Consider the following 22449-nt stretch of genomic DNA (forward strand, 5'->3'; position numbering starts at 1 on the left):
ACCGTTTCGATTTTTGGTTTTTCAATTTCTATCATCTATAAACCCTCCTTCAAAACGTCGAAACCCCGGCTAGACAAAAACGTTTAAACCGTCTAACCGAAATTCCCCATTCAAAAGTTCCCGAATGTGCACAACAACAAAGTAATTCTGATAGAACTTATATACTGTATCATAACCCATTATTGACAGGGATACAAAATCTATACAGAAAATTTACACACGACGACGTTTTGGTGGACGGCATCCATTATGTGGTACTGGTGTAACGTCTCTGATAGCTGTTACTTCTAGACCTGCAGCTTGTAGTGAACGGATAGCAGCTTCACGTCCTGCACCTGGTCCTTTTACTGTAACTTCAAGAGTTTTTAAACCATGTTCCATAGATGCTTTAGCAGCTGTTTCAGCAGCCATTTGTGCAGCGAAAGGAGTAGATTTACGAGAACCTCTAAAGCCTAACGCACCAGCACTTGACCATGATAATGCATTACCATGTGTGTCAGTAATAGTTACAATCGTGTTGTTAAAAGTTGAACGAATATGAGCAACTCCACTCTCAATATTCTTTTTCACACGACGCTTACGTGTATTAGTTTTACGTGCCATTATTGGTTAACCTCCTTTTACTTTATTTTTTCTTGTTTGCTACAGTACGACGTGGTCCTTTACGTGTACGAGCATTATTTTTCGTATTTTGTCCACGAACTGGTAAGCCACGACGGTGACGAATACCACGGAAAGAACCGATTTCGATTAGACGTTTGATATTAAGTGATACTTCACGACGAAGGTCACCCTCAACTTTAAGTTTATCGATTACATCACGGATTTTTCCAAGTTCTTCTTCAGTTAAGTCGCGTACACGAGTATCTTCAGAAACGCCTGCCTCTGCTAATACTTTTTGTGCAGTTGAACGTCCGATACCAAAAATATATGTTAAAGAAATTACAACACGTTTGTCACGAGGAATATCTACACCTGCAATACGAGCCATTAAGCTTGCACCTCCTTAATAATTAACCTTGTTTTTGCTTATGTTTAGGATTCTCACAAATAACCATGACTTTGCCTTTTCTGCGAATGACTTTACATTTCTCACAAATCGGTTTAACAGATGGTCTGACTTTCATGATTTTAATACCTCCTTAGTAGTACGGAGTGCTAATTATTTAAAACGGTAAGTAATTCTTCCACGAGTTAAATCGTATGGAGATAATTCTACCGTTACTTTGTCTCCAGGTAAAATACGAATGAAATGCATGCGAATCTTTCCAGATACATGCGCCAAAACCGTATGACCGTTCTCAAGTTCTACCTTAAACATTGCATTTGGCAATGTTTCAACGACAGTTCCTTCAACTTCAATTACATCGTCTTTCGCCATTGAACTGTTCTCCCTTCTCAAAATCAGTAACTTGCTCATTGACAATTAAGAAATTTCATCTTGTTTTGTCACACGACCTGTTTCCATTATACTGTTCTGAACTTCCGGAGATACTTAGATTTAGAATTCTAGATGATGAACATTTTCTTACCGGAGATTAATGAATGCCCTTCTCCATTAGTATTTAAACGAAATGTCATCCGAATTACCAATCAATATGGAATCGAATTAGGTTCGTTCAAGCAATGTCACCTTCGTTTAGGCCTTCGTTAAAATTTCATAGCCAGTTTCCGTAATGGCAATTGTATGTTCAAAATGAGCACACATTTTCCCATCGACAGTAACGACCGTCCATTCATCAGCCAATGTTTTAACATAACGGGTACCCGCATTAACCATAGGTTCAATCGCTAATACCATACCGGGCTTTAGCCTTGGGCCTTTATTAGGTGGACCATAATGAGGAATTTGCGGATCTTCATGTAATTCTTGACCTACGCCATGACCTACATACTCTCTTACCACAGAAAAATGCTGTTCTTCAACAAATTTCTGGATTGCATGAGATATATTTGAAAGTCTGTCACCAGGCTTTGCTTCTTTGAGGCCTTGATATAAAGACTCTTCGGTAACGTCTAGAAGTCTTCTGGTCTCTTCAGAGATATTGCCTACTGCATATGTCCATGCAGAATCACCATGATAACCATTATATTTTGCACCAATATCAATGCTAATAATATCTCCTTCATGCAATACACGATCACCGGGTATTCCATGAACGAGTTCTTCATTAACGGATGTACAAATACTTCCGCGGAATCCATTATACCCTTTAAAGGATGGAATTGCATCAAATCCGAGTATAAACTTTTCGGCAATGCTATCCAATTCTTTAGTAGTGATACCAGGTTGTATGGATTTTTGTAGCTCTTGATGTGTCAGAGCAACAATACGACCAGCTTCACGCATTATTTCAAGCTCACGCTGGGTCTTACAGATGATCATTCACTAATCCTCCAAGCAGCTGATTAACGTCAACAAACACCTTATCAATATCTTGTTCCCCATTAATATTTCTTAAATAACCTTTTTCGTTATAGAAGCTTAATAGTGGTTCTGTTTGTTTAAGATTAACCTCTAAACGATTCGCAACCGTTTCTTCGTTATCATCTGCACGCTGATAAAGCTCTCCGCCACATTTGTCACATTTCCCAGCTTCCGTAGGAGGGTTAAAAACAAGGTGGTAAGTAGCTCCACATGACTTACAAATTCGACGACCAGTTAATCTTTCCATTAAGATATCTTTGTTTACATCAATGTTTATAACGAAATCAATCTGTTTGTTTAGATCTGCTAAAATACCTTCTAGTGCATCAGCTTGAGCAACAGTTCTAGGAAAACCATCTAACAGAAAGCCTTTTTGGCAATCATTCTTTCCTAATCTTTCACGAACAATACCAATTGTTACTTCGTCTGGAACTAATTCGCCTTTATCGATAAATGACTTTGCTTGCAAGCCTAGTTCTGTTTCTTCTTTCATAGCAGCTCTGAACATATCTCCCGTTGAGATATGAGGGATATTGTACTGTTCGACAATTCGTTCAGCCTGAGTACCCTTTCCAGCACCTGGAAGGCCCATCAACACTAAATTCATTTGTATTTCCCCCTCAGTCTCTATATTAAGGGCATGGGATGAAATATCCCATATCCCTGCTATTTAATGAAGCCTTTATAATGACGCTTTACTAACTGACTTTCTAGCTGTTTCATCGTTTCAAGTGCAACACCAACAATGATTAGCAAGCTAGTTCCACCGATTTGAGCAGAGTCAGGCAAGTTAGCAAATTTAATAAAGAAAACAGGAAGAATAGCTATAGCTGCTAAGAAAAGAGAACCAACAAAAGTGAGACGATATAATACCTTTGTAACATATTCTTGCGTGCTTTTTCCCGGACGAATACCAGGGATATAGCCACCTTGTTTCTTCAAGTTTTCAGCCATTTGCTCAGGATTGACTTGAACAAATGTATAGAAGTATGTGAATGCAATAATGAGCACAACATATATTATCATACCGATAGGCTCAGTATAATCGAAAATTTTCCGAATCCATTCAGTCACATCATTAGGACCAAAAAACGCTGCAATCGTTGGAGGCGTAATAACAAACGATACTGCAAAGATTACAGGTATAACACCAGCTGGATTAACCTTTAATGGTAGATGTGTCGTTTGACCACCAGCCATATTGTTTCCAGAGCGTTTTGCATATTGAATCGGGATTTTCCGAAGTGCTTGTTGAATAAAGATTACACCTACTATAACTGCTAAGATCGCTAATAATAGGATGACAACTGTTACAATTCGAATGAATAATTGATCTCCTGCATCTTCAAATTGTTGTGCATATATTTGATTTAATGTAGATGGAATACCGGCAACAATCCCTGCAAAGATAAGAACAGATATACCATTCCCAACACCTTTAGAGGTGATTTGTTCGCCCAACCACATTAAAAATGCAGTACCAGCTGTTAATACAATCGCAATTAATAAGTATGTTCCAATGCCAGGATTCTCAATTAACATTCCACCTGATTGGGCATTAAACCCATAAGACATACCTAACGCCTGGATAAAACCTAATATTATCGTAAAATATCTTGTAAATTGGGCAAGTTTTCTTCGCCCAACATCACCTTGTTTTGACCATTCAGTGAATTTCGGTACAACATCCATTTGAAGAAGTTGTACAATAATTGATGCAGTGATATATGGCATTATCCCCATTGCTAAAATAGAGAAATTAAATAATGCACCGCCACCAAATGTGTTTAAGATTCCGAAAACATTTAGCTCATCCTGTGCCCGTAATACATCTGCATTAACATTTGGCACTGGAATGAACGTACCAAGACGAAATACTATTAACATTAAAAGGGTGAATATAATTTTATTTCTAATATCACCCACGCGCATAAAATTGGAGATTGTTTTAAACATTAGATCACCTCAACTGTACCGCCAGCAGATTCAATCGCTTCTTTAGCAGAAGCAGAGAATTTGTTAGCTTTAACAGTAAGTTTTTTCTCTAACTGTCCATTACCAAGTATTTTAACACCAGATTTCACATTGCTTACAACACCTGTTTCAAGCAATAATTCTGGAGTTACCTCAGTACCTTCTTCAAAGCGATTTAGAGTCTCAAGGTTTACAATTGCATAATCCTTACGGTTTATGTTTGTAAATCCACGTTTTGGTAAGCGTTGGAATAAAGGAGTTTGACCACCTTCAAATCCTGGACGTACTCCACCACCAGAACGAGCATTTTGTCCTTTGTGACCTTTACCAGCTGTTTTACCGTTACCAGAACCAATACCACGTCCTACACGATTACGCGTTTTACGTGAACCTGCTGCTGGTTTCAACTCATGAAGTTTCATTGGGACACCTCCTTATTTATTGTTGTATCTTTTATTGCTCTTTAACTGTAACTAAGTGAGCTACTTTATTAATCATACCGCGAATCGCAGGATTATCATCTTGTACTACAGTTTGATGTAACTTTTTTAGTCCAAGTGTTCTAACAGTTACACGTTGGTCTTCAGGACGACCAATTACACTGCGAGTGAGGGTAATTTCTAACTTATTTGCCATTTTAGTTCCCTCCTTATCCTAACAGTTCTTCTACCGATTTTCCACGTAACTTCGCAACTTCTTCCGCACTCTTTAAGTCTTTTAATCCAGCAAGTGTTGCACGGATCATATTAATTGGAGTGTTAGAACCTAAAGATTTTGAAAGGATATCACCGACACCTGCTAATTCTAATACCGCACGAACAGGTCCACCAGCGATAACCCCAGTACCTTCAGATGCAGGAATTAACAATACGTTTCCTGCTCCAAATTGACCGATAACTTGGTGAGGAATTGTTGTACCTACCATCGGTACTTCAATTAAGTTCTTTTTCGCATCTTCAATTGCTTTACGGATCGCTTCTGGTACTTCTTGTGCTTTACCAGTTCCGAAACCAACATGACCGTTTTTGTCACCAACAACTACAAGTGCAGCAAAACGGAAACGACGACCACCTTTTACAACTTTAGCTACACGGTTAACGGTAACTACGCGTTCTTCAAGCTCTAATTTGTTTGGATCAATACGACGCATTCTATTATGTCCCTCCTTTTCCGATTAAAATTCTAGTCCAGCTTCGCGTGCTGCATCAGCTAGAGCTTTAATGCGACCATGATATAAATATCCTCCACGATCAAATACTACAGATTTTACACCTTTTTCAATAGCACGTTTTGCAACTAATTCGCCAACTTTTTGTGCAGCTTCAGTATTGCTCTTTGAGTCAAGATTGAATTCCTTATCAAGAGTAGAAGCACTTACTAAAGTTTGTGAGTTAGTATCATCAATTACTTGTGCATAGATATGTTGATTAGAACGATATACGTTAAGACGTGGACGAGTTGCAGTACCCGTTAACTTTGCGCGTACACGAGCATGTCTTTTTTTACGTACAACATTTTTATCAGCTTTAGTAATCATTTAGGTCACTCCTTTCTTATCATCTAGGCGATATTACTTCGCAGTTTTACCTTCTTTACGACGTACATGTTCGCCTTCATAACGAATACCTTTACCTTTATAAGGCTCTGGTGGACGAACGTCACGAATATTAGCTGCTATAGCACCTACACGCTCTTTATCAGTTCCTTTAACAAGAACTTTTGTCTGAGAAGGTACTTCGATCTCAATACCAGTCTCAGGTGTGATTTCCACAGGGTGTGAGTAACCAACGTTAAGAACTAATTTATTCCCAGATTTAGAAGCACGGTAACCGACACCGATTAATTCTAATCCTCTTTCGAATCCTTTAGAAACACCTTCTACCATATTGCCTAGTAGACTACGTGTTGTACCGTGAAGTGCACGGTGTTCTTTCGCATCAGAAGGACGACTTACAGTTAAGACGTTTTCTTCTACATTGATTTTTATATCAGAGTTGAATGTACGAGTTAATTCACCTTTAGGTCCCTTAACAGTTACCGTATTATCATCAGCGATAGTTACAGTTACGCCAGCAGGGATTTCAAGTGGTTTTTTACCAATACGAGACATTCAATACACCTCCATTCTATTTGAACTAATTACCAAACGTATGCTAATACTTCTCCACCAGCTTGTTTTGCACGAGCTTCTTTGTCAGTCAAAACACCTTGAGAAGTTGAAACAATTGCAATACCTAATCCGTTAAGTACACGTGGTACTTCACCAGCTTTTGCATATACACGTAAGCCTGGTTTACTGATTCTTTTTAGACCAGTAATAACACGCTCATTGTTTGAACCGTATTTTAGAAAAATACGAATGATACCTTGTTTATTATCTTCTACATATTCTACATCACGCACGAATCCTTCACGCTTTAAAATCTCAGCAATTTCCTTTTTGATTTTAGAAGCAGGGAACTCAAGCTTCTCGTGACGTACCATATTCGCATTACGAATGCGAGTAAGCATATCTGCAATAGGATCTGTCATAACCATTTAAAATAACCTCCTTCCCGTTTTACGGTTTTACCAGCTAGCTTTTTTCACGCCTGGAATTTGACCTTTATAAGCAAGTTCACGGAAACAAATACGGCAAAGCTTAAATTTACGAAGTACAGAATGTGGACGTCCGCAACGCTCACAACGAGTGTACTCTTGAACTTTGAACTTCTGAGCACGTTTTTGCTTAACTACCATTGATTTTTTAGCCACAATTTCGCCTCCCTTTACTTAGCGATTATTTTTGGAACGGCATTCCGAACTGTGTTAATAGTTCGCGTGCTTCTTCATCAGTATTCGCAGTTGTAACGATAACGATATCCATACCACGAACTTTGTTAACTTTATCATAATCAATCTCAGGGAAAATTAATTGTTCTTTTACACCTAGAGTGTAGTTTCCACGACCGTCAAATGATTTCTTAGAAACCCCACGGAAGTCACGTACACGTGGTAAAGAAACAGAGATTAATTTATCTAAGAATTGGTACATACGCTCTCCACGTAATGTAACTTTAGCACCGATTGGCATACCTTCACGAAGACGGAAACCAGCGATTGATTTCTTAGCTTTTGTAATAACTGGTTTTTGACCAGTAATTTGAGCTAATTCTTCAACTGCTACATCTAATGCTTTTGAATTTGATACAGCATCACCAACACCCATGTTGATAACGATTTTTTCTAACTTTGGAGCTTGCATTACTGATTTATAAGAAAACTTATTCATTAATGCAGGTGTAATTTCTTTTTGATACTTTTCTTTAAGGCGGTTCATACGATAGACCTCCCTTCCTTATTTACTATTTATCTAAAGTTTCACCAGATTTTTTTGCTACACGTACCTTTTTGCCGTCTACCACTTTATAACCAACACGAGTTGGTTCACCAGATTTAGGATCAAGTGGCATAACATTTGATACATGGATAGGTGCCTCTTGGTTTAAGATTCCACCTTGTGGGTTTACTTGTGAAGGTTTAGAGTGTTTCTTAACAACATTAATACCTTCTACAAGTACGCGATCTTTCTTAGGATAAGCTGCAAGTACTACGCCTTGTTTACCTTTATCCTTACCAGAGATAACCATTACTTTGTCACCTTTTTTAACATGCATCCTAGTTGCACCTCCTTAGTAAGGCAATCATATTTATTATAAAACTTCTGGAGCTAATGAGACAATTTTCATAAAGTTGTTTTCACGTAATTCACGTGCAACTGGTCCAAAAATACGTGTTCCACGTGGACTTTTGTCATCACGGATGATAACACATGCATTTTCATCAAATTTGATATATGAACCGTCAGAACGACGTGCACCACTCTTTGTACGAACAATAACAGCTTTAACAACTTCACCTTTTTTGACAACGCCACCTGGTGTTGCTTGTTTTACCGTACAGACAATCACATCACCGATATTAGCAGTTTTACGACCAGAACCACCTAATACCTTGATTGTAAGAACTTCACGAGCACCAGAGTTGTCAGCAACTTTTAAACGAGATTCTTGTTGAATCACTTATGTTACCTCCCTTCGGTATAACTACCCGAACAAATTAAATAATAATAGCTTCTTCTACTATTTCTACTAGACGGAAACGTTTAGTAGCTGATAATGGACGAGTTTCCATAATTTTTACGATATCACCGATTTTAGCTTGATTATTTTCATCGTGTGCTTTGAATTTTTTTGAATATTTCACTCGTTTACCGTAAAGCGAGTGTTTTTTGTATGTTTCAACAAGTACAGTAACAGTTTTATCCATTTTGTCAGAAACAACACGACCAGTATAAACTTTACGTTGGTTACGTTCACTCATTTGCGTAAACCTCCTCTCTTATTAACGATTATTAGCTGCGATCTCTCTTTCACGGATTACAGTTTTCATACGAGCGATCGATTTACGTACTTCACGGATGCGAGCAGTATTTTCTAATTGTCCTGTCGCTAGTTGAAAGCGAAGGTTAAATAACTCTTCTTTAAGAGACTTTACTTTTTGTTCAATTTCAGCAGTGGTAAGGTCACGAATTTCATTAGCTTTCATTAGATTCACCACCAATTTCTTCTCGTTTTACAAATTTCGTTTTAATCGGTAATTTATGAGAAGCTAAGCGAAGTGCTTCGCGAGCAATTTCTTCAGAAACCCCAGAAATTTCGAATAAAACTTTACCTGGTTTAACTACAGCTACCCAACCTTCTGGAGCACCTTTACCAGATCCCATACGAACCTCAAGAGGTTTTGCAGTATATGGTTTAGAAGGGAAGATTTTAATCCAAACTTTACCGCCACGTTTCATGTAACGTGTCATCGCAATACGAGCTGCTTCAATTTGACGGTTTGTAATCCAAGAAGCTTCTAAAGCTTGGATTCCGAACTCTCCGAAATGTACTTCAGTACCGCCCTTTGCACGGCCACGCATTTTCCCACGATGTTCTCTGCGATATTTTACGCGTTTTGGCAATAACATATTATTTTCCTCCTTCCTCAGTTTTCTTCTTAGTAGGAAGAACCTCTCCACGATAGATCCAAACTTTTACACCTAATTTTCCATAAGTAGTATCTGCTTCTGCTGTACCGTAATCGATGTCAGCACGAAGAGTGTGAAGTGGAACTGTTCCTTCGCTATAATGCTCAGCACGTGCGATATCAGCGCCACCTAAACGGCCAGATACTTGAGTTTTAATACCTTGAGCACCTGCACGCATAGCACGTTGGATTGTTTGTTTTTGTGCACGGCGGAAAGAAATACGGTTCTCAAGTTGACGTGCGATGTTTTCAGCAACTAATTTAGCATCTAAATCAGCTTTTTTAATTTCTAAAATGTTGATATGGACACGTTTGCCAGTTAATTGGTTAAGTGCTTTACGTAAAGCTTCAACCTCTGTACCACCTTTACCAATAACCATACCAGGTTTAGCAGTGTGGATTGTAATATTAACACGGTTAGCAGCACGTTCAATCTCAATTTTAGAAACTGACGCATCATTTAGACGTTTACTAATGTATTCACGAATTTTGATATCTTCATGTAAAAGAGTTGAGTAGTCTTTTCCAGCGAACCATTTAGACTCCCAATCACGAATAACTCCAATACGAAGACCGACTGGATTTACCTTTTGACCCACAGATTATCCCTCCTTCTTTTCTGTTAAGATGATTGTGATGTGACTAGTACGTTTATTAATAGCACTTGCACGGCCTTGAGCACGTGGACGGAAACGTTTTAGAGTTGGTCCTTCATTAGCGTATGCTTCTGATACAACTAGATTGTTAATGTCCATTTCGTAGTTATGCTCAGCATTAGCAACTGCTGATTTTAATACTTTTTCAATGATTGGAGAAGCAGCTTTTGGTGTGTGTGTTAGAATTGCTACTGCTTCGCCTACTTGCTTACCTCGAATAAGATCTAGAACTAAACGAGCTTTACGAGGAGCAATGCGAACTGTTTTTGCGACAGCTTTAGATTGTTGCATGTAAATGCCTCCTCTCATTAACGTCTTGTTTTCTTGTCATCACTTGCATGACCTTTGTAAGTACGTGTAGGTGCGAACTCACCAAGTTTGTGACCTACCATGTCCTCAGAAACATATACAGGAACATGTTTACGTCCATCATAGACAGCGATTGTATGACCAATAAATTGTGGGAAAATTGTAGAACGGCGTGACCAAGTTTTAATTACTTGTTTTTTCTCCGATTCATTTAATTTCTCAACTTTGCTCATTAAATGTTCATCCACGAATGGTCCTTTTTTTAAGCTACGGCCCATGTTTGTACCTCCCTTCGCGATCGTGCTACGGTTCTATCGAACCGTAGTTCAACCACGTTATTTTTTACGACGACGTACGATAAATTTATCTGACTTGTTTGATTTCTTACGTGTTTTAGCACCAAGAGTTGGTTTACCCCATGGTGACATTGGTGATTTACGTCCGATTGGAGCGCGTCCTTCACCACCACCGTGTGGATGGTCGTTAGGGTTCATAACAGATCCACGAACAGTTGGACGTTTACCTAACCAACGAGAACGACCTGCTTTACCAATGTTAATTAATTCGTGTTGTTCATTTCCTACTTGACCAATTGTTGCGCGACAAGTAGCAAGAATCATACGAACTTCTCCTGAATTTAGGCGTACTAGAACGTACTTTCCTTCTTTACCAAGAACTTGTGCAGAAGTACCAGCAGAACGTACTAATTGGCCACCTTTACCAGGTTTTAATTCGATATTGTGGATTACAGTACCTACAGGAATGTTAATCAATGGTAATGCGTTACCCACTTTAATATCTGCCTCAGGGCCAGACATGATTTCTAATCCTACTTTTAAGTTCTTAGGTGCAAGAATATATCTTTTTTCACCATCAACATAGTTGATTAGTGCGATATTTGCTGAACGATTTGGATCGTATTCGATTGTAGCAACGCGTCCTGGTATTCCATCTTTGTCGCGTTTAAAATCAATCACACGATATTGGCGTTTATGTCCGCCCCCTTGGTGACGAACTGTTAATTTACCTTGGTTATTACGTCCACCTTTTCTATGAAGAGGTGCTAGTAATGACTTTTCTGGTTGGTCTGTAGTAATTTCAGCAAAATCTGATACTGTCATATTACGACGACCATTTGAGGTTGGTTTATATTTTTTTATCGCCATATCGATATCCCTCCTTTTCTATTAAAATTATACTTCAAATAATTCGATTTCTTTGCTATCAGCAGCTAGTTTAATAATAGCCTTGCGACGACGATTAGTTAAGCCAGTATAGCGACCTACGCGTTTTAATTTCCCTTTGTAGTTCATGATGTTTACTTTCTCAACTTTAACATCAAAGATAGACTCAATAGCATCTTTAACTTCAGTTTTGTTAGCTCTAACATCAACTTCAAAAGTGTATTTTTTCTCGGTCATTAAATCAGTTGAACGTTCAGTGATTACGGGGCGCTTAATAATATCACGAGGATCTTTCATTATGCAAGCACCTCCTCTACTTTTTGCACCGCAGCTTTCGTTATAATAAGCTTATCATGATTAAGTACATCTAGTACGTTTACTCCATTAGCAGTAACTACTGTTACTCCTGGAATATTACGTGCAGATAACGCAACATTTTCATTGATGTCAGCAGTAACGATTAACGCTTTTCTATCGACTGAAAGACCTTTTAATACAGAAGTCATTTCTTTCGTTTTTGGTGCGTTAAATGTTAAATCTTCTAACACTACAATGCTGTTGTCAATTACTTTTGATGATAAAGCTGATTTGATAGCTAAACGGCGAACTTTTTTAGGTAATTTATAAGAATATGAACGTGGAGTTGGACCAAATACAGTACCACCACCGCGCCATTGTGGCGAGCGAATAGATCCTTGACGAGCACGTCCAGTACCCTTTTGACGCCATGGTTTACGTCCTCCGCCTGCAACTTCAGAACGGTTTTTTACTTTGTGAGTTCCTTGACGTTGGGAAGCTCTTTGCATAATTACCGCTTCAAATAATACGTGTTGATTAGGTTCGATACCAAATACTGAATCATTTAACTCGATTTCACCAACGTTTGATCCAGATTGGTTTAATAATGCTACTTTAGGCATTATCCAATTCCTCCTTTCTTAATTTGATTATTTTGATTTAACTGCGCTTTTCACAGTGATTAATGCTTTTTTAGGACCAGGAACATTACCTTTGATTAATAGTAGGTTGCGTTCTGCATCTACTTTAACAATTTCTAAGTTTTGAACAGTTATACGTTCGCCACCCATACGTCCAGGTAATAATTTGTTCTTGAATACACGGTTAGGAGCAACAGGTCCCATTGAACCAGGGCGACGGTGATAACGAGAACCGTGAGACATTGGCCCACGAGATTGGTTGTGGCGTTTAATAGCACCTTGGAAACCTTTACCCTTTGAAATTCCTGTTACATCTACAGTTTCACCTGCAGCAAATATATCTACTTTGACTTCTTGACCAACCTCGTACTCATCTAAGCTAGCTTCACGAAGTTCTTTAACGAAGCGCTTAGGTGCAGTATTTGCTTTAGCAACGTGTCCTTTTTCAGGTTTATTAGACAATTTTTCACGTTTGTCTTCAAATCCTAATTGTACAGCTGTATATCCATCAGTATCTGCTGATTTCTTTTGAAGTACGATGTTCGGTGTAGCTTCAATTACAGTTACAGGGATTAAATCACCATTTTCAGCGAATACTTGCGTCATACCAATTTTTCTACCTAAGATTCCTTTGGTCATGAGTCACACCTCCTATTATTTTAACAGTTTATATTTTAGTGTTTTATAATTTGATTTCAATATCAACACCTGATGGTAAGTCAAGACGCATTAATGCATCAACTGTTTGTGGTGTTGGGTTGATGATATCAATTAAACGTTTATGTGTACGCATTTCGAACTGCTCACGAGAATCTTTATATTTATGAACCGCACGTAGGATTGTGTATACTGATCTTTCAGTTGGTAACGGAATTGGACCAGAAACGTTTGCACCTGAACGTTTTGCAGTTTCAACAATTTTCTCTGCAGATTGATCAAGAATTCTATGATCATATGCTTTCAAACGAATACGAATCTTTTGTTTTGCCATTATTTTCCCTCCTTTTCGCCTATTTTCAAAATAGACATTTTCTCCGCAGAAATTTTCCTACACATGCCATGGCAAAGCGGCCGTGTGTATCGGTAACCTCCTGCTTCATCGCAGTCAAAGACCAACATTCTCTATTATACAGAAAAAATATCTTACATGCAAGAATATTTTAATAAAAACATTGTATCCTTGGGCACTTTTCATATTATACATAGATATACATATAATATCAAGTTCTACAAGTTTGGTTTAATTTGTTAATACCCTTAATAGTTGTTAGAAAAAATGTGTTTCATTTATGTAAGCCTAAAATATGATAAAAAAAAGAATGAGTATATAAATACTCATTCTTTTTTGAAAATATTATTCTTGGATAGATGCTACAACGCCAGCGCCTACTGTACGTCCACCTTCACGGATTGAGAATTTAGTACCTTCTTCAATCGCGATAGGAGCGATTAGTTCAACAGCCATTTCAACGTTATCGCCAGGCATTACCATTTCTACACCTTCAGGTAATTGGCAGATACCAGTTACGTCAGTTGTACGGAAGTAGAACTGTGGGCGGTAGTTTGAGAAGAATGGAGTGTGACGTCCACCTTCTTCTTTAGATAATACATAAACTTCCGCTTTAAATTTTGTATGTGGAGTGATTGAACCTGGTTTAGCAAGTACTTGTCCACGTTGGATTTCTTCACGAGCAACCCCACGAAGAAGAGCTCCAATGTTATCTCCAGCTTCAGCATAATCAAGAAGTTTACGGAACATTTCAACACCAGTAACAGTAGTTGATTTTGGCTCTTCAGTTAAACCAATGATGTCGATTACGTCACCAACTTTAACTTGTCCACGCTCAACACGTCCTGTTGCAACTGTTCCACGACCAGTGATTGAGAATACATCCTCAACTGGCATCATGAATGGTTTGTCAGTATCACGTTCTGGAGTTGGAATATACTCATCAACAGCGTTCATTAGTTCGATGATTTTTTCTTCCCACTCAGCTTCACCCTCAAGTGCTTTAAGAGCTGAACCTTTGATTACAGGTACATCGTCACCAGGGAATTCATATTCAGAAAGAAGGTCACGAACTTCCATTTCAACAAGTTCTAATAACTCTTCATCATCAACCATATCACATTTGTTTAAGAATACTACTAGGTAAGGAACACCAACTTGACGTGATAATAAGATATGCTCACGTGTTTGTGGCATTGGGCCATCTGCAGCAGAAACAACTAGGATACCGCCGTCCATTTGTGCAGCACCAGTGATCATGTTTTTAACATAGTCAGCATGTCCTGGGCAGTCTACGTGCGCATAGTGACGAGTAGCTGTTTCATATTCAACGTGTGATGTATTGATTGTAATTCCACGCTCACGCTCTTCTGGAGCTGCGTCGATTTGATCATATCCTCTTGCTTCACCGCCGCCTGCTTTCGCAAGAACAGTTGTAATAGCAGCAGTTAATGTAGTTTTACCATGGTCAACGTGACCAATTGTACCGATATTAGCATGCGTTTTGGAACGGTCGAATTTTTCTTTAGCCATTCTAAAAATCCTCCTTAGAGTTTATAATTTTTTTAAGATTTTATGTAACAGAAAGTGATGTAAACACTTTCTGTTCTCACATAAGTAGTTATATCTCAACAAAGGTATAAAATCAATTATTCACCTTTATTTTTTTTAATAATTTCTTCAGATACTGATTTAGGAACTTCTTCGTAGTGGTCAAAGTGCATTGTAAATACTCCGCGACCTTGAGTACTAGAACGTAATGCTGTTGCATAACCAAACATTTCAGAAAGTGGGATCATCGCACGAACAACTTGAGCGTTACCGCGTGCTTCCATACCTTCTACACGTCCACGACGAGCAGTTACTTGACCCATGATATCTCCCATGTATTCCTCAGGTACTACGACCTCAACCTTCATAACAGGTTCAAGAATTACAGGAGCACATTTAGAGATTGCATTTTTAAGAGCTAAAGAAGCAGCTACTTTAAATGCCATTTCACTTGAGTCAACATCATGATATGAACCATCTACTAATGCTGCTTTAACGTCTACTAGTGGATAACCCGCTAATACACCGTTTTGCATTGCATCTTCAAGTCCTGCTTGAACAGCTGGAACATATTCACGTGGAACTACCCCACCGACAATTTTGTTTTCAAATTCAAAGCCTTTACCTTCTTCGTTAGGTTCGAATTCAATCCAAACATGTCCGAATTGTCCACGACCACCAGATTGACGAGCGAATTTACCTTCTACTCGAGCACCTTGACGGAACGTTTCACGATAAGCTACTTGAGGTGCACCTACGTTAGCTTCTACCTTGAATTCACGTTTCATACGGTCAACAAGAATATCTAAGTGAAGCTCACCCATACCAGCAATGATTGTTTGACCAGTTTCTTGGTCAGTATGAGCTCTGAACGTTGGATCTTCTTCTTGTAGTTTTTGTAAAGCAGTTGTCATTTTATCTTGATCTGCTTTTGATTTTGGTTCTACAGATAATTCAATAACCGGTTCTGGGAACACCATTGACTCTAGGATAACAAGGTTTTTATCATCGCATAGAGTATCTCCAGTAGTTGTATCTTTCAAACCAACAGCTGCTGCGATATCACCAGCATGTACTTCTGTGATTTCTTCACGGCTGTTTGCGTGCATTTGTAGAATACGTCCTACACGTTCACGTTTACCTTTTGTTGAGTTTTGGACATAAGACCCAGAACTTAACTTACCAGAATAAACACGGAAGAATGTAAGTTTACCTACATATGGGTCTGTCATAACTTTAAATGCCAATGCAGAGAATGGAGCATCATCGCTAGATTCACGACTTACTTCTTCATCAGTATCAGGTACTGTACCTTTAATTGCAGGTACATCTAATGGTGATGGTAAATAGTCGATTACTGCATCTAACATTTTTTGAACACCTTTGTTTTTGAAAGCTGATCCACAGATTACAGGGTAGAATTCAACATTAACAGTACCTTTACGAATTGCTGCTTTTAGCTCTTCGTTAGTGATTTCTTCACCACCAAGATATTTTTCCATTAATTCTTCATCTAATTCTGCTACTGCTTCAACAAGCTTTTCGCGGTATTCATTTGCTTGGTCTTGGTATTCTTCAGGAATTTCTCTATCTTCGATATCAGTTCCTAAATCATTACCATAGAATGTAGCTTTCATTTCAACTAAATCAATGATGCCTTCGAATTGGTCTTCAGCACCAATTGGTAATTGAATTGGATGTGCATTTGCTTGTAAGCGATCATGCAGTGTGCCTACTGAATATAAGAAGTCAGCACCGATTTTATCCATTTTATTTACGAATACAACACGTGGTACTCCATATGTTGTCGCTTGACGCCATACTGTTTCAGTTTGTGGTTCAACACCTGATTGTGCATCAAGTACTGCTACCGCACCATCTAATACACGTAAAGAACGTTCAACTTCAACTGTGAAGTCTACGTGTCCTGGAGTATCAATGATATTAACGCGGTGTCCTTTCCACTGTGCAGTTGTCGCAGCAGATGTGATCGTAATTCCACGTTCTTGTTCTTGCTCCATCCAGTCCATTTGTGATGCACCTTCGTGAGTTTCACCAATCTTATGAATACGACCAGTGTAATAAAGTACACGCTCTGTTGTTGTTGTTTTACCAGCATCAATGTGAGCCATGATACCAATATTACGAGTATTTTCTAAGGAGAACTCTCTTGCCATTGGGTAAATTTCTCCTTCCTATTTAGGAAATTTAGTTTTATTAAAGTATATAAATTACCAACGATAGTGAGCAAACGCTTTGTTTGCTTCAGCCATTTTATGTGTATCTTCACGCTTTTTAACTGCAGCACCAGTATTGTTTGCCGCATCTAAAATTTCATTAGCTAAACGCTCTTCCATCGTTTTTTCTCCACGAAGACGAGCGTAGTTAACTAACCAACGTAAACCTAATGTAGTACGACGGTCTGGACGTACTTCTACAGGTACTTGGTAGTTTGCACCACCAACACGGCGTGCTTTAACCTCTAAAACAGGCATGATGTTTTTTAGAGCTTGTTCAAATACTTCCATAGGTTCTTTTCCAGAACGCTCTTTAATTAAATCGAACGCATTGTAAAGTACAGTTTGTGCTTTACCTCTTTTTCCGTCGATCATAATTCTGTTTACTAAACGTGTAACAAGCTTTGAATTGTAAAGTGGATCTGGTAATACATCTCTTTTTGTTACAGGACCTTTACGTGGCATGTTATGTTTCCTCCCTTCATCTAGTTTCAAGGTTTATATTTATTTTTTTGCAGCTTTTGGACGTTTTGTACCATATTTAGAACGTCCTTGCATACGTCCATCAACTCCAGCAGTATCTAGAGCACCACGAACGATGTGATAACGTACCCCTGGTAAGTCTTTTACACGACCTCCACGGATTAACACAACACTGTGTTCTTGTAGATTATGACCGATACCAGGAATATAAGCAGTTACTTCAATTCCGTTTGTTAAACGTACACGAGCATATTTACGAAGTGCTGAGTTAGGTTTTTTAGGTGTCATTGTACCTACACGAGTACATACACCACGTTTTTGAGGTGATGATACATTCGTTTGCTCTTTTTTGAAGCTGTTATAGCCTTTATTCAAAGCAGGTGAATCTGATTTATCAATTTTACTTACGCGTCCTTTACGAACTAATTGATTAATAGTAGGCATTTTAAGTTTCCTCCTCTCATTTTTTAATACCACACATCCAGGTGGTTCATATTTAAGCAAAAACAAAGTTCCTGCAAATTGATTTACAAAGTGCAAAAACAGTTTTACTGGATTATAGCTACAGCTGCAGCTCCAACTTCTATCCCACAAGCCTTTCCAAGCTTTATCATAGAAGGAACTTTCGTTAAAGGGACATGTTTCTCTTCTGCAGTACTTATCACTTTCATGATAACTTTTGTATCTGCATCTTCTGCAACAATGACCTCTTTGACTTTCTCATTTAATAGAGCCTTAACTGATTGCTTCGTACCAACAATAATTTTATTTGCCTGTGATACTTTTTCATAAGACATTTTTACATATCCTCCAAAGCAACAGGTTTGTGAGCTACGCACCTAAAATATATTATCATTTGATAAGATGGATGTCAATATTAGATTCTATAAAAATCAACATCCATCTATCAAATTGATATTTAGTTAGTCTACTGAAACAATTTCTTCTGTCTGTTCTACTTTAGAAATTGGCTCAGCTTGGCGGTATCTTGGCATTCCTGTAACAGCTGGAACAAGCTTACCAATGATTACATTTTCTTTTAGTCCTAATAATTCATCACGTTTGCCTTTTATCGCTGCATCCGTTAGGACTCTTGTTGTTTCTTGGAAAGAAGCTGCAGACAAGAATGAATCAGTCTCAAGTGATGCCTTCGTGATACCAAGCAGTACTGGTCTACCCGTTGCAGGACGCTTACCATCCAGTAACACTTGTTTGTTTGCATCAGTAAATTGATGTACATCTAATAGTGTTCCTGGTAATACATCAGTATCTCCCGCATCCATCACACGTACTTTACGTAACATTTGTCTAACCATAACCTCTACGTGTTTGTCACCAATTTCTACCCCTTGCATACGGTATACTTTTTGTACTTCCCGTAAGAGATATTGTTGAACAGCTTGAAGGTCTTTCACTTTTAGTAATTCCTTAGGATCAATTGAGCCTTCGGTTAATACTTGACCACTTTCAATTTTATCGCCTTCAACAACTTTTAACCTTGCGTTATATGGAGCTGTATATGAACGTGTTTCCACTTCACCTTGAATAACGATTTCTTGTTGTTTATCTCGAACCTCATTAATTTCAGCAACAACACCATCAATCTCAGAAATAATCGCCTGACCTTTAGGGTTTCTTGCTTCAAATAGTTCTTGAATACGAGGTAAACCTTGTGTAATATCGTCCCCGGCTACACCACCAGTATGGAATGTACGCATTGTTAATTGAGTTCCAGGTTCTCCAATTGATTGTGCTGCAATGATACCAACTGCTTCACCAACTTCAACTTCACTACCAGTAGCGAGGTTACGTCCATAACATTTTTTACATACGCCATGTCTTGTATTACATGTAAATGCAGAACGAATCCAAACAGCATCGATACCAGCCTCAATAATTTCAACTGCAATATCTTCGGTAATCAATTCATTTTCATTTACAATAATCTTACCAGTTTCAGGGTGTTTAACAACTTTACGGCAATATCTGCCGATTAAGCGCTCATCTAGTTTTTCAATTATTTCTGTACCTTCTCTAATTGCTTCTGCACGTATACCTCTGTCAGTTCCACAATCGTCATCACGAATAATAACATCTTGTGCAACATCTACTAACCGACGTGTTAAGTAACCTGAGTCAGCAGTCTTAAGAGCTGTATCCGCAAGTCCTTTACGAGCACCATGTGTCGAAATAAAGTATTCCAACACCGTTAAGCCTTCTCGGAAACTAGATTTAATCGGTAACTCAATGATTCTACCAGCCGGGTTGGCCATTAGACCACGCATACCCGCGAGCTGTGTGAAGTTAGATGCGTTACCACGGGCACCTGAATCACTCATCATAAAGATAGGATTGCGCTTATCAAGAGAGGCCATCAATTTACCTTGAATCGTATCTTTTGCCGCACTCCAGATTGAAATAACACGTTCATATCGTTCATCTTCAGTGATTAAACCTCTTCTAAACTGTTTAAGAACGTTATCAACTTTTGATTGTGCTTCAGTAATAATCTCTTGTTTTTCTTTTAATACGATAATGTCAGATACACCAACAGTTATTCCTGCCTTTGTTGAATATCTAAATCCTAGATTTTTCATGCGGTCAAGCATTTTTGAAGTTTCAGTGATATGGAACTTCTTAAAGATTTCCGCAATGATTTTCCCTAAAATACCCTTTTTGAAAGGTGCAATTTCTTCCTGAGCAGCAATGTGTTCTTTTACATTAGCTGTTGTTGGAATAAAGTATTTTTCAGGAGTCTTTTCTTCGATATTTTCCTTCGTTGGCTCATTCATGTATGGGAATGATTCTGGAAGTATTTCATTGAATATTAACTTCCCTACAGTTGTAATGAGGAGCATTTTATTTTGCTCTTCTGTAAAGGATTGCTTGTTTAGTACTCTTGCATTTACTGCTACACGAGTATGTAAATGCACATATCCGTTTTGATAAGCAATTAATGCCTCATTTGTATCATTAAATACCATACCTTCACCGATTGCACCGGCACGTTCAAGAGTTAAGTAATAGTTTCCTAATACCATATCCTGTGAAGGTGTAACAACTGGTTTACCGTCTTTAGGGTTTAGGATATTTTGAGCAGCGAGCATTAATATACGTGCTTCAGCCTGCGCTTCAGCTGATAGTGGCACGTGAACAGCCATTTGGTCACCATCAAAGTCTGCATTGTACGCAGTACATACTAATGGATGCAAGCGAATTGCACGACCTTCAACTAATGTTGGCTCAAATGCTTGAATTCCTAATCTATGCAAAGTAGGGGCCCGGTTAAGTAATACAGGGTGTTCTTTAATTACAGACTCAAGGACATCCCATACTTCTGGCTGTACTCTTTCAATTTTTCTTTTCGCACTCTTAATATTATGGGCTAAACCTTTTTCAACTAACTCCTTCATAACAAATGGCTTGAATAACTCAAGAGCCATTTCCTTAGGAAGGCCACATTGATACATTTTTAGATTCGGTCCTACAACAATTACAGAACGACCTGAATAGTCAACACGTTTCCCTAAAAGGTTTTGACGGAAACGTCCTTGTTTACCCTTTAACATGTGTGATAAAGACTTTAAAGGTCTATTTCCTGGTCCTGTAACAGGACGACCACGACGACCGTTATCAATTAAGGCATCAACAGCCTCTTGAAGCATACGTTTTTCATTTTGCACAATAATACTAGGTGCACCTAAATCTAATAAACGCTTAAGTCGATTATTACGGTTAATAACACGTCTATACAAATCATTTAAGTCTGAAGTTGCAAAGCGACCACCATCTAATTGAACCATCGGGCGTAATTCAGGTGGGATAACAGGAAGAACATCTAATATCATCCAAGATGGTTCATTACCAGAGTTACGGAATGCTTCTAACACTTCTAAGCGTTTTATCGCGCGTGTTCTACGCTGACCTTGAGCTGTTTTTAGCTCCTCTTTTAATGCATCAACCTCTTTATCTAAATCGATATCAGATAATAACTTTTTAATAGCTTCTGCACCCATAGACGCTTGGAATGTATTGCCGTACTTCTCACGATATGCACGGTATTCTTTTTCAGATAATAGTTGTTTTTTCTCTAGAGGAGTATCACCAGTGTCTGTTGTTACATATGAAGCAAAGTAAATAACTTCTTCAAGTGCTCTTGGAGACATATCTAGTACTAATCCCATACGACTAGGGATCCCTTTAAAATACCAAATATGTGAAACAGGCGCTGCTAATTCAATATGTCCCATTCTTTCACGACGAACTTTAGCACGAGTTACCTCAACACCACAGCGATCACAGACAACACCTTTATAACGTACTCTTTTATATTTACCGCAATGACATTCCCAATCTTTCGTTGGACCGAATATGCGTTCACAAAAGAGCCCATCTTTTTCAGGCTTTAGCGTACGATAGTTAATTGTTTCTGGTTTTTTTACTTCACCAAAAGACCAAGAACGGATTTTATCCGGTGAAGCTAAGCCGATGCTCATATATTCAAAGTTATTTACATCTAACAAGGGGCCTACCTCCCTTTTTATCCTCAGGTTTTACCCGTATTTAAAATGTATAATCGTATATCATTACACTTGTTGTTAGTTATAGCG

The 22449-nt window shown here is 38.3% G+C and carries 34 protein-coding genes; all 34 read right to left on the reverse strand.

Going from position 1 to position 22449, the window contains the following annotated elements:
• Positions 1 to 213 precede the first annotated feature (213 nt).
• The 34 genes from rpsK to rpoC all read right to left on the reverse strand — a co-directional run bounded on the left by rpsK (position 214) and on the right by rpoC (position 22362).
• The gene (gene rpsK, locus J2S19_RS20050) at positions 214 to 603 is read right to left on the reverse strand and encodes a 30S ribosomal protein S11 (RefSeq protein ID WP_046586377.1); all 390 of its coding nucleotides are present in this window, start codon (positions 601 to 603) and stop codon (positions 214 to 216) included.
• 22 nt (positions 604 to 625) lie between these two features.
• Positions 626 to 991 carry a 30S ribosomal protein S13 gene (gene rpsM / locus J2S19_RS20055; protein ID WP_026561242.1) on the reverse strand — a complete coding sequence of 122 codons (366 nt, stop codon included), beginning with the start codon at positions 989 to 991 and terminating at the stop codon, positions 626 to 628.
• Positions 992 to 1013: 22 nt separating this feature from the next.
• Positions 1014 to 1127, reverse strand: a complete 114-nt coding sequence (gene rpmJ, locus J2S19_RS20060) for a 50S ribosomal protein L36 (protein WP_003156543.1) — start codon at positions 1125 to 1127, stop codon at positions 1014 to 1016.
• A 35-nt stretch (positions 1128 to 1162) separates the two neighbouring features.
• On the reverse strand, positions 1163 to 1381 hold the full coding sequence (infA, locus tag J2S19_RS20065) for a translation initiation factor IF-1 (RefSeq protein WP_003348578.1): 219 nt from the start codon (positions 1379 to 1381) through the stop codon (positions 1163 to 1165).
• A 258-nt stretch (positions 1382 to 1639) separates the two neighbouring features.
• Positions 1640 to 2386, reverse strand: coding sequence for a type I methionyl aminopeptidase (map, locus tag J2S19_RS20070; RefSeq protein ID WP_307345619.1), 747 nt, complete (start codon positions 2384 to 2386; stop codon positions 1640 to 1642).
• A complete protein-coding gene (locus J2S19_RS20075; protein ID WP_307345621.1) occupies positions 2373 to 3035 on the reverse strand; it encodes an adenylate kinase in 663 nt (220 codons plus the stop codon). The genes map and J2S19_RS20075 overlap by 14 nt, the downstream gene beginning before the upstream one ends.
• A 59-nt stretch (positions 3036 to 3094) precedes the next feature.
• Positions 3095 to 4384 carry a preprotein translocase subunit SecY gene (secY, locus tag J2S19_RS20080; RefSeq protein WP_307345623.1) on the reverse strand — a complete coding sequence of 430 codons (1290 nt, stop codon included), beginning with the start codon at positions 4382 to 4384 and terminating at the stop codon, positions 3095 to 3097.
• Positions 4384 to 4824 (reverse strand): 50S ribosomal protein L15, encoded by a 441-nt coding sequence (rplO, locus tag J2S19_RS20085; RefSeq protein ID WP_307345625.1) that lies wholly within the window; start codon positions 4822 to 4824, stop codon positions 4384 to 4386. Before rplO ends, secY begins: the two co-directional genes overlap by 1 nt.
• 31 nt (positions 4825 to 4855) lie before the next feature.
• Positions 4856 to 5038 carry a 50S ribosomal protein L30 gene (rpmD, locus tag J2S19_RS20090; protein WP_307345627.1) on the reverse strand — a complete coding sequence of 61 codons (183 nt, stop codon included), beginning with the start codon at positions 5036 to 5038 and terminating at the stop codon, positions 4856 to 4858.
• Positions 5039 to 5051: 13 nt separating this feature from the next.
• Positions 5052 to 5552 carry a 30S ribosomal protein S5 gene (rpsE, locus tag J2S19_RS20095; protein ID WP_307345629.1) on the reverse strand — a complete coding sequence of 167 codons (501 nt, stop codon included), beginning with the start codon at positions 5550 to 5552 and terminating at the stop codon, positions 5052 to 5054.
• A 24-nt stretch (positions 5553 to 5576) separates the two neighbouring features.
• Complete coding sequence (rplR, locus tag J2S19_RS20100) at positions 5577 to 5939, reverse strand: 50S ribosomal protein L18 (RefSeq protein ID WP_307345633.1); 363 nt, start codon at positions 5937 to 5939, stop codon at positions 5577 to 5579.
• Positions 5940 to 5972: 33 nt separating this feature from the next.
• Positions 5973 to 6512: a 50S ribosomal protein L6 gene (gene rplF / locus J2S19_RS20105; protein ID WP_307345636.1), complete on the reverse strand. Its 540-nt coding sequence runs from the start codon at positions 6510 to 6512 to the stop codon at positions 5973 to 5975.
• 29 nt (positions 6513 to 6541) lie between these two features.
• Positions 6542 to 6940, reverse strand: coding sequence for a 30S ribosomal protein S8 (gene rpsH / locus J2S19_RS20110; RefSeq protein WP_307345639.1), 399 nt, complete (start codon positions 6938 to 6940; stop codon positions 6542 to 6544).
• 30 nt (positions 6941 to 6970) lie between these two features.
• A complete protein-coding gene (locus J2S19_RS20115) occupies positions 6971 to 7156 on the reverse strand; it encodes a type Z 30S ribosomal protein S14 (protein ID WP_307345641.1) in 186 nt (61 codons plus the stop codon).
• A gap of 25 nt (positions 7157 to 7181) precedes the next feature.
• The gene (rplE, locus tag J2S19_RS20120; protein ID WP_307345644.1) at positions 7182 to 7721 is read right to left on the reverse strand and encodes a 50S ribosomal protein L5; all 540 of its coding nucleotides are present in this window, start codon (positions 7719 to 7721) and stop codon (positions 7182 to 7184) included.
• Between the two features lie 25 nt (positions 7722 to 7746).
• Entirely contained in the window at positions 7747 to 8058 is a 312-nt protein-coding gene (gene rplX, locus J2S19_RS20125; protein WP_307345647.1) for a 50S ribosomal protein L24, read from the reverse strand.
• Positions 8059 to 8094: 36 nt separating this feature from the next.
• Positions 8095 to 8463, reverse strand: coding sequence for a 50S ribosomal protein L14 (gene rplN, locus J2S19_RS20130; protein WP_095301365.1), 369 nt, complete (start codon positions 8461 to 8463; stop codon positions 8095 to 8097).
• 37 nt (positions 8464 to 8500) lie between these two features.
• Positions 8501 to 8764 carry a 30S ribosomal protein S17 gene (rpsQ, locus tag J2S19_RS20135; RefSeq protein WP_307345649.1) on the reverse strand — a complete coding sequence of 88 codons (264 nt, stop codon included), beginning with the start codon at positions 8762 to 8764 and terminating at the stop codon, positions 8501 to 8503.
• A gap of 21 nt (positions 8765 to 8785) precedes the next feature.
• Positions 8786 to 8989 (reverse strand): 50S ribosomal protein L29, encoded by a 204-nt coding sequence (gene rpmC / locus J2S19_RS20140; protein ID WP_095301363.1) that lies wholly within the window; start codon positions 8987 to 8989, stop codon positions 8786 to 8788.
• On the reverse strand, positions 8979 to 9413 hold the full coding sequence (gene rplP / locus J2S19_RS20145; RefSeq protein ID WP_307345652.1) for a 50S ribosomal protein L16: 435 nt from the start codon (positions 9411 to 9413) through the stop codon (positions 8979 to 8981). Before rplP ends, rpmC begins: the two co-directional genes overlap by 11 nt.
• A gap of 1 nt (position 9414) precedes the next feature.
• Positions 9415 to 10071, reverse strand: a complete 657-nt coding sequence (rpsC, locus tag J2S19_RS20150; RefSeq protein WP_095301362.1) for a 30S ribosomal protein S3 — start codon at positions 10069 to 10071, stop codon at positions 9415 to 9417.
• Positions 10072 to 10074: 3 nt separating this feature from the next.
• Entirely contained in the window at positions 10075 to 10419 is a 345-nt protein-coding gene (rplV, locus tag J2S19_RS20155; RefSeq protein ID WP_307345655.1) for a 50S ribosomal protein L22, read from the reverse strand.
• A 17-nt stretch (positions 10420 to 10436) separates the two neighbouring features.
• Positions 10437 to 10715: a 30S ribosomal protein S19 gene (rpsS, locus tag J2S19_RS20160; protein WP_307345656.1), complete on the reverse strand. Its 279-nt coding sequence runs from the start codon at positions 10713 to 10715 to the stop codon at positions 10437 to 10439.
• Between the two features lie 57 nt (positions 10716 to 10772).
• Positions 10773 to 11603, reverse strand: a complete 831-nt coding sequence (gene rplB, locus J2S19_RS20165) for a 50S ribosomal protein L2 (RefSeq protein WP_307345660.1) — start codon at positions 11601 to 11603, stop codon at positions 10773 to 10775.
• A gap of 27 nt (positions 11604 to 11630) precedes the next feature.
• Entirely contained in the window at positions 11631 to 11918 is a 288-nt protein-coding gene (gene rplW / locus J2S19_RS20170) for a 50S ribosomal protein L23 (protein ID WP_307345663.1), read from the reverse strand.
• Positions 11918 to 12541, reverse strand: a complete 624-nt coding sequence (gene rplD / locus J2S19_RS20175) for a 50S ribosomal protein L4 (protein ID WP_307345666.1) — start codon at positions 12539 to 12541, stop codon at positions 11918 to 11920. Before rplD ends, rplW begins: the two co-directional genes overlap by 1 nt.
• Before the next feature lie 27 nt (positions 12542 to 12568).
• On the reverse strand, positions 12569 to 13198 hold the full coding sequence (gene rplC, locus J2S19_RS20180; RefSeq protein WP_307345669.1) for a 50S ribosomal protein L3: 630 nt from the start codon (positions 13196 to 13198) through the stop codon (positions 12569 to 12571).
• A 43-nt stretch (positions 13199 to 13241) separates the two neighbouring features.
• Entirely contained in the window at positions 13242 to 13550 is a 309-nt protein-coding gene (gene rpsJ / locus J2S19_RS20185) for a 30S ribosomal protein S10 (protein ID WP_066330427.1), read from the reverse strand.
• 363 nt (positions 13551 to 13913) lie between these two features.
• On the reverse strand, positions 13914 to 15101 hold the full coding sequence (gene tuf / locus J2S19_RS20190; protein WP_307345673.1) for an elongation factor Tu: 1188 nt from the start codon (positions 15099 to 15101) through the stop codon (positions 13914 to 13916).
• 116 nt (positions 15102 to 15217) lie between these two features.
• Positions 15218 to 17296 carry an elongation factor G gene (gene fusA / locus J2S19_RS20195; protein WP_307345677.1) on the reverse strand — a complete coding sequence of 693 codons (2079 nt, stop codon included), beginning with the start codon at positions 17294 to 17296 and terminating at the stop codon, positions 15218 to 15220.
• Between the two features lie 54 nt (positions 17297 to 17350).
• Entirely contained in the window at positions 17351 to 17821 is a 471-nt protein-coding gene (gene rpsG / locus J2S19_RS20200) for a 30S ribosomal protein S7 (RefSeq protein WP_307345680.1), read from the reverse strand.
• A gap of 39 nt (positions 17822 to 17860) precedes the next feature.
• A complete protein-coding gene (gene rpsL, locus J2S19_RS20205) occupies positions 17861 to 18283 on the reverse strand; it encodes a 30S ribosomal protein S12 (protein WP_307345683.1) in 423 nt (140 codons plus the stop codon).
• Between the two features lie 104 nt (positions 18284 to 18387).
• Positions 18388 to 18636 (reverse strand): 50S ribosomal protein L7ae-like protein, encoded by a 249-nt coding sequence (locus tag J2S19_RS20210; RefSeq protein WP_307345685.1) that lies wholly within the window; start codon positions 18634 to 18636, stop codon positions 18388 to 18390.
• 126 nt (positions 18637 to 18762) lie between these two features.
• Positions 18763 to 22362 (reverse strand): DNA-directed RNA polymerase subunit beta', encoded by a 3600-nt coding sequence (rpoC, locus tag J2S19_RS20215; protein WP_307345687.1) that lies wholly within the window; start codon positions 22360 to 22362, stop codon positions 18763 to 18765.
• Between the last annotated feature and the right edge of the window lie 87 nt (positions 22363 to 22449).

It is taken from the genome of Metabacillus malikii, from assembly GCF_030813355.1.
Taxonomy (GTDB): domain Bacteria; phylum Bacillota; class Bacilli; order Bacillales; family Bacillaceae; genus Metabacillus; species Metabacillus malikii.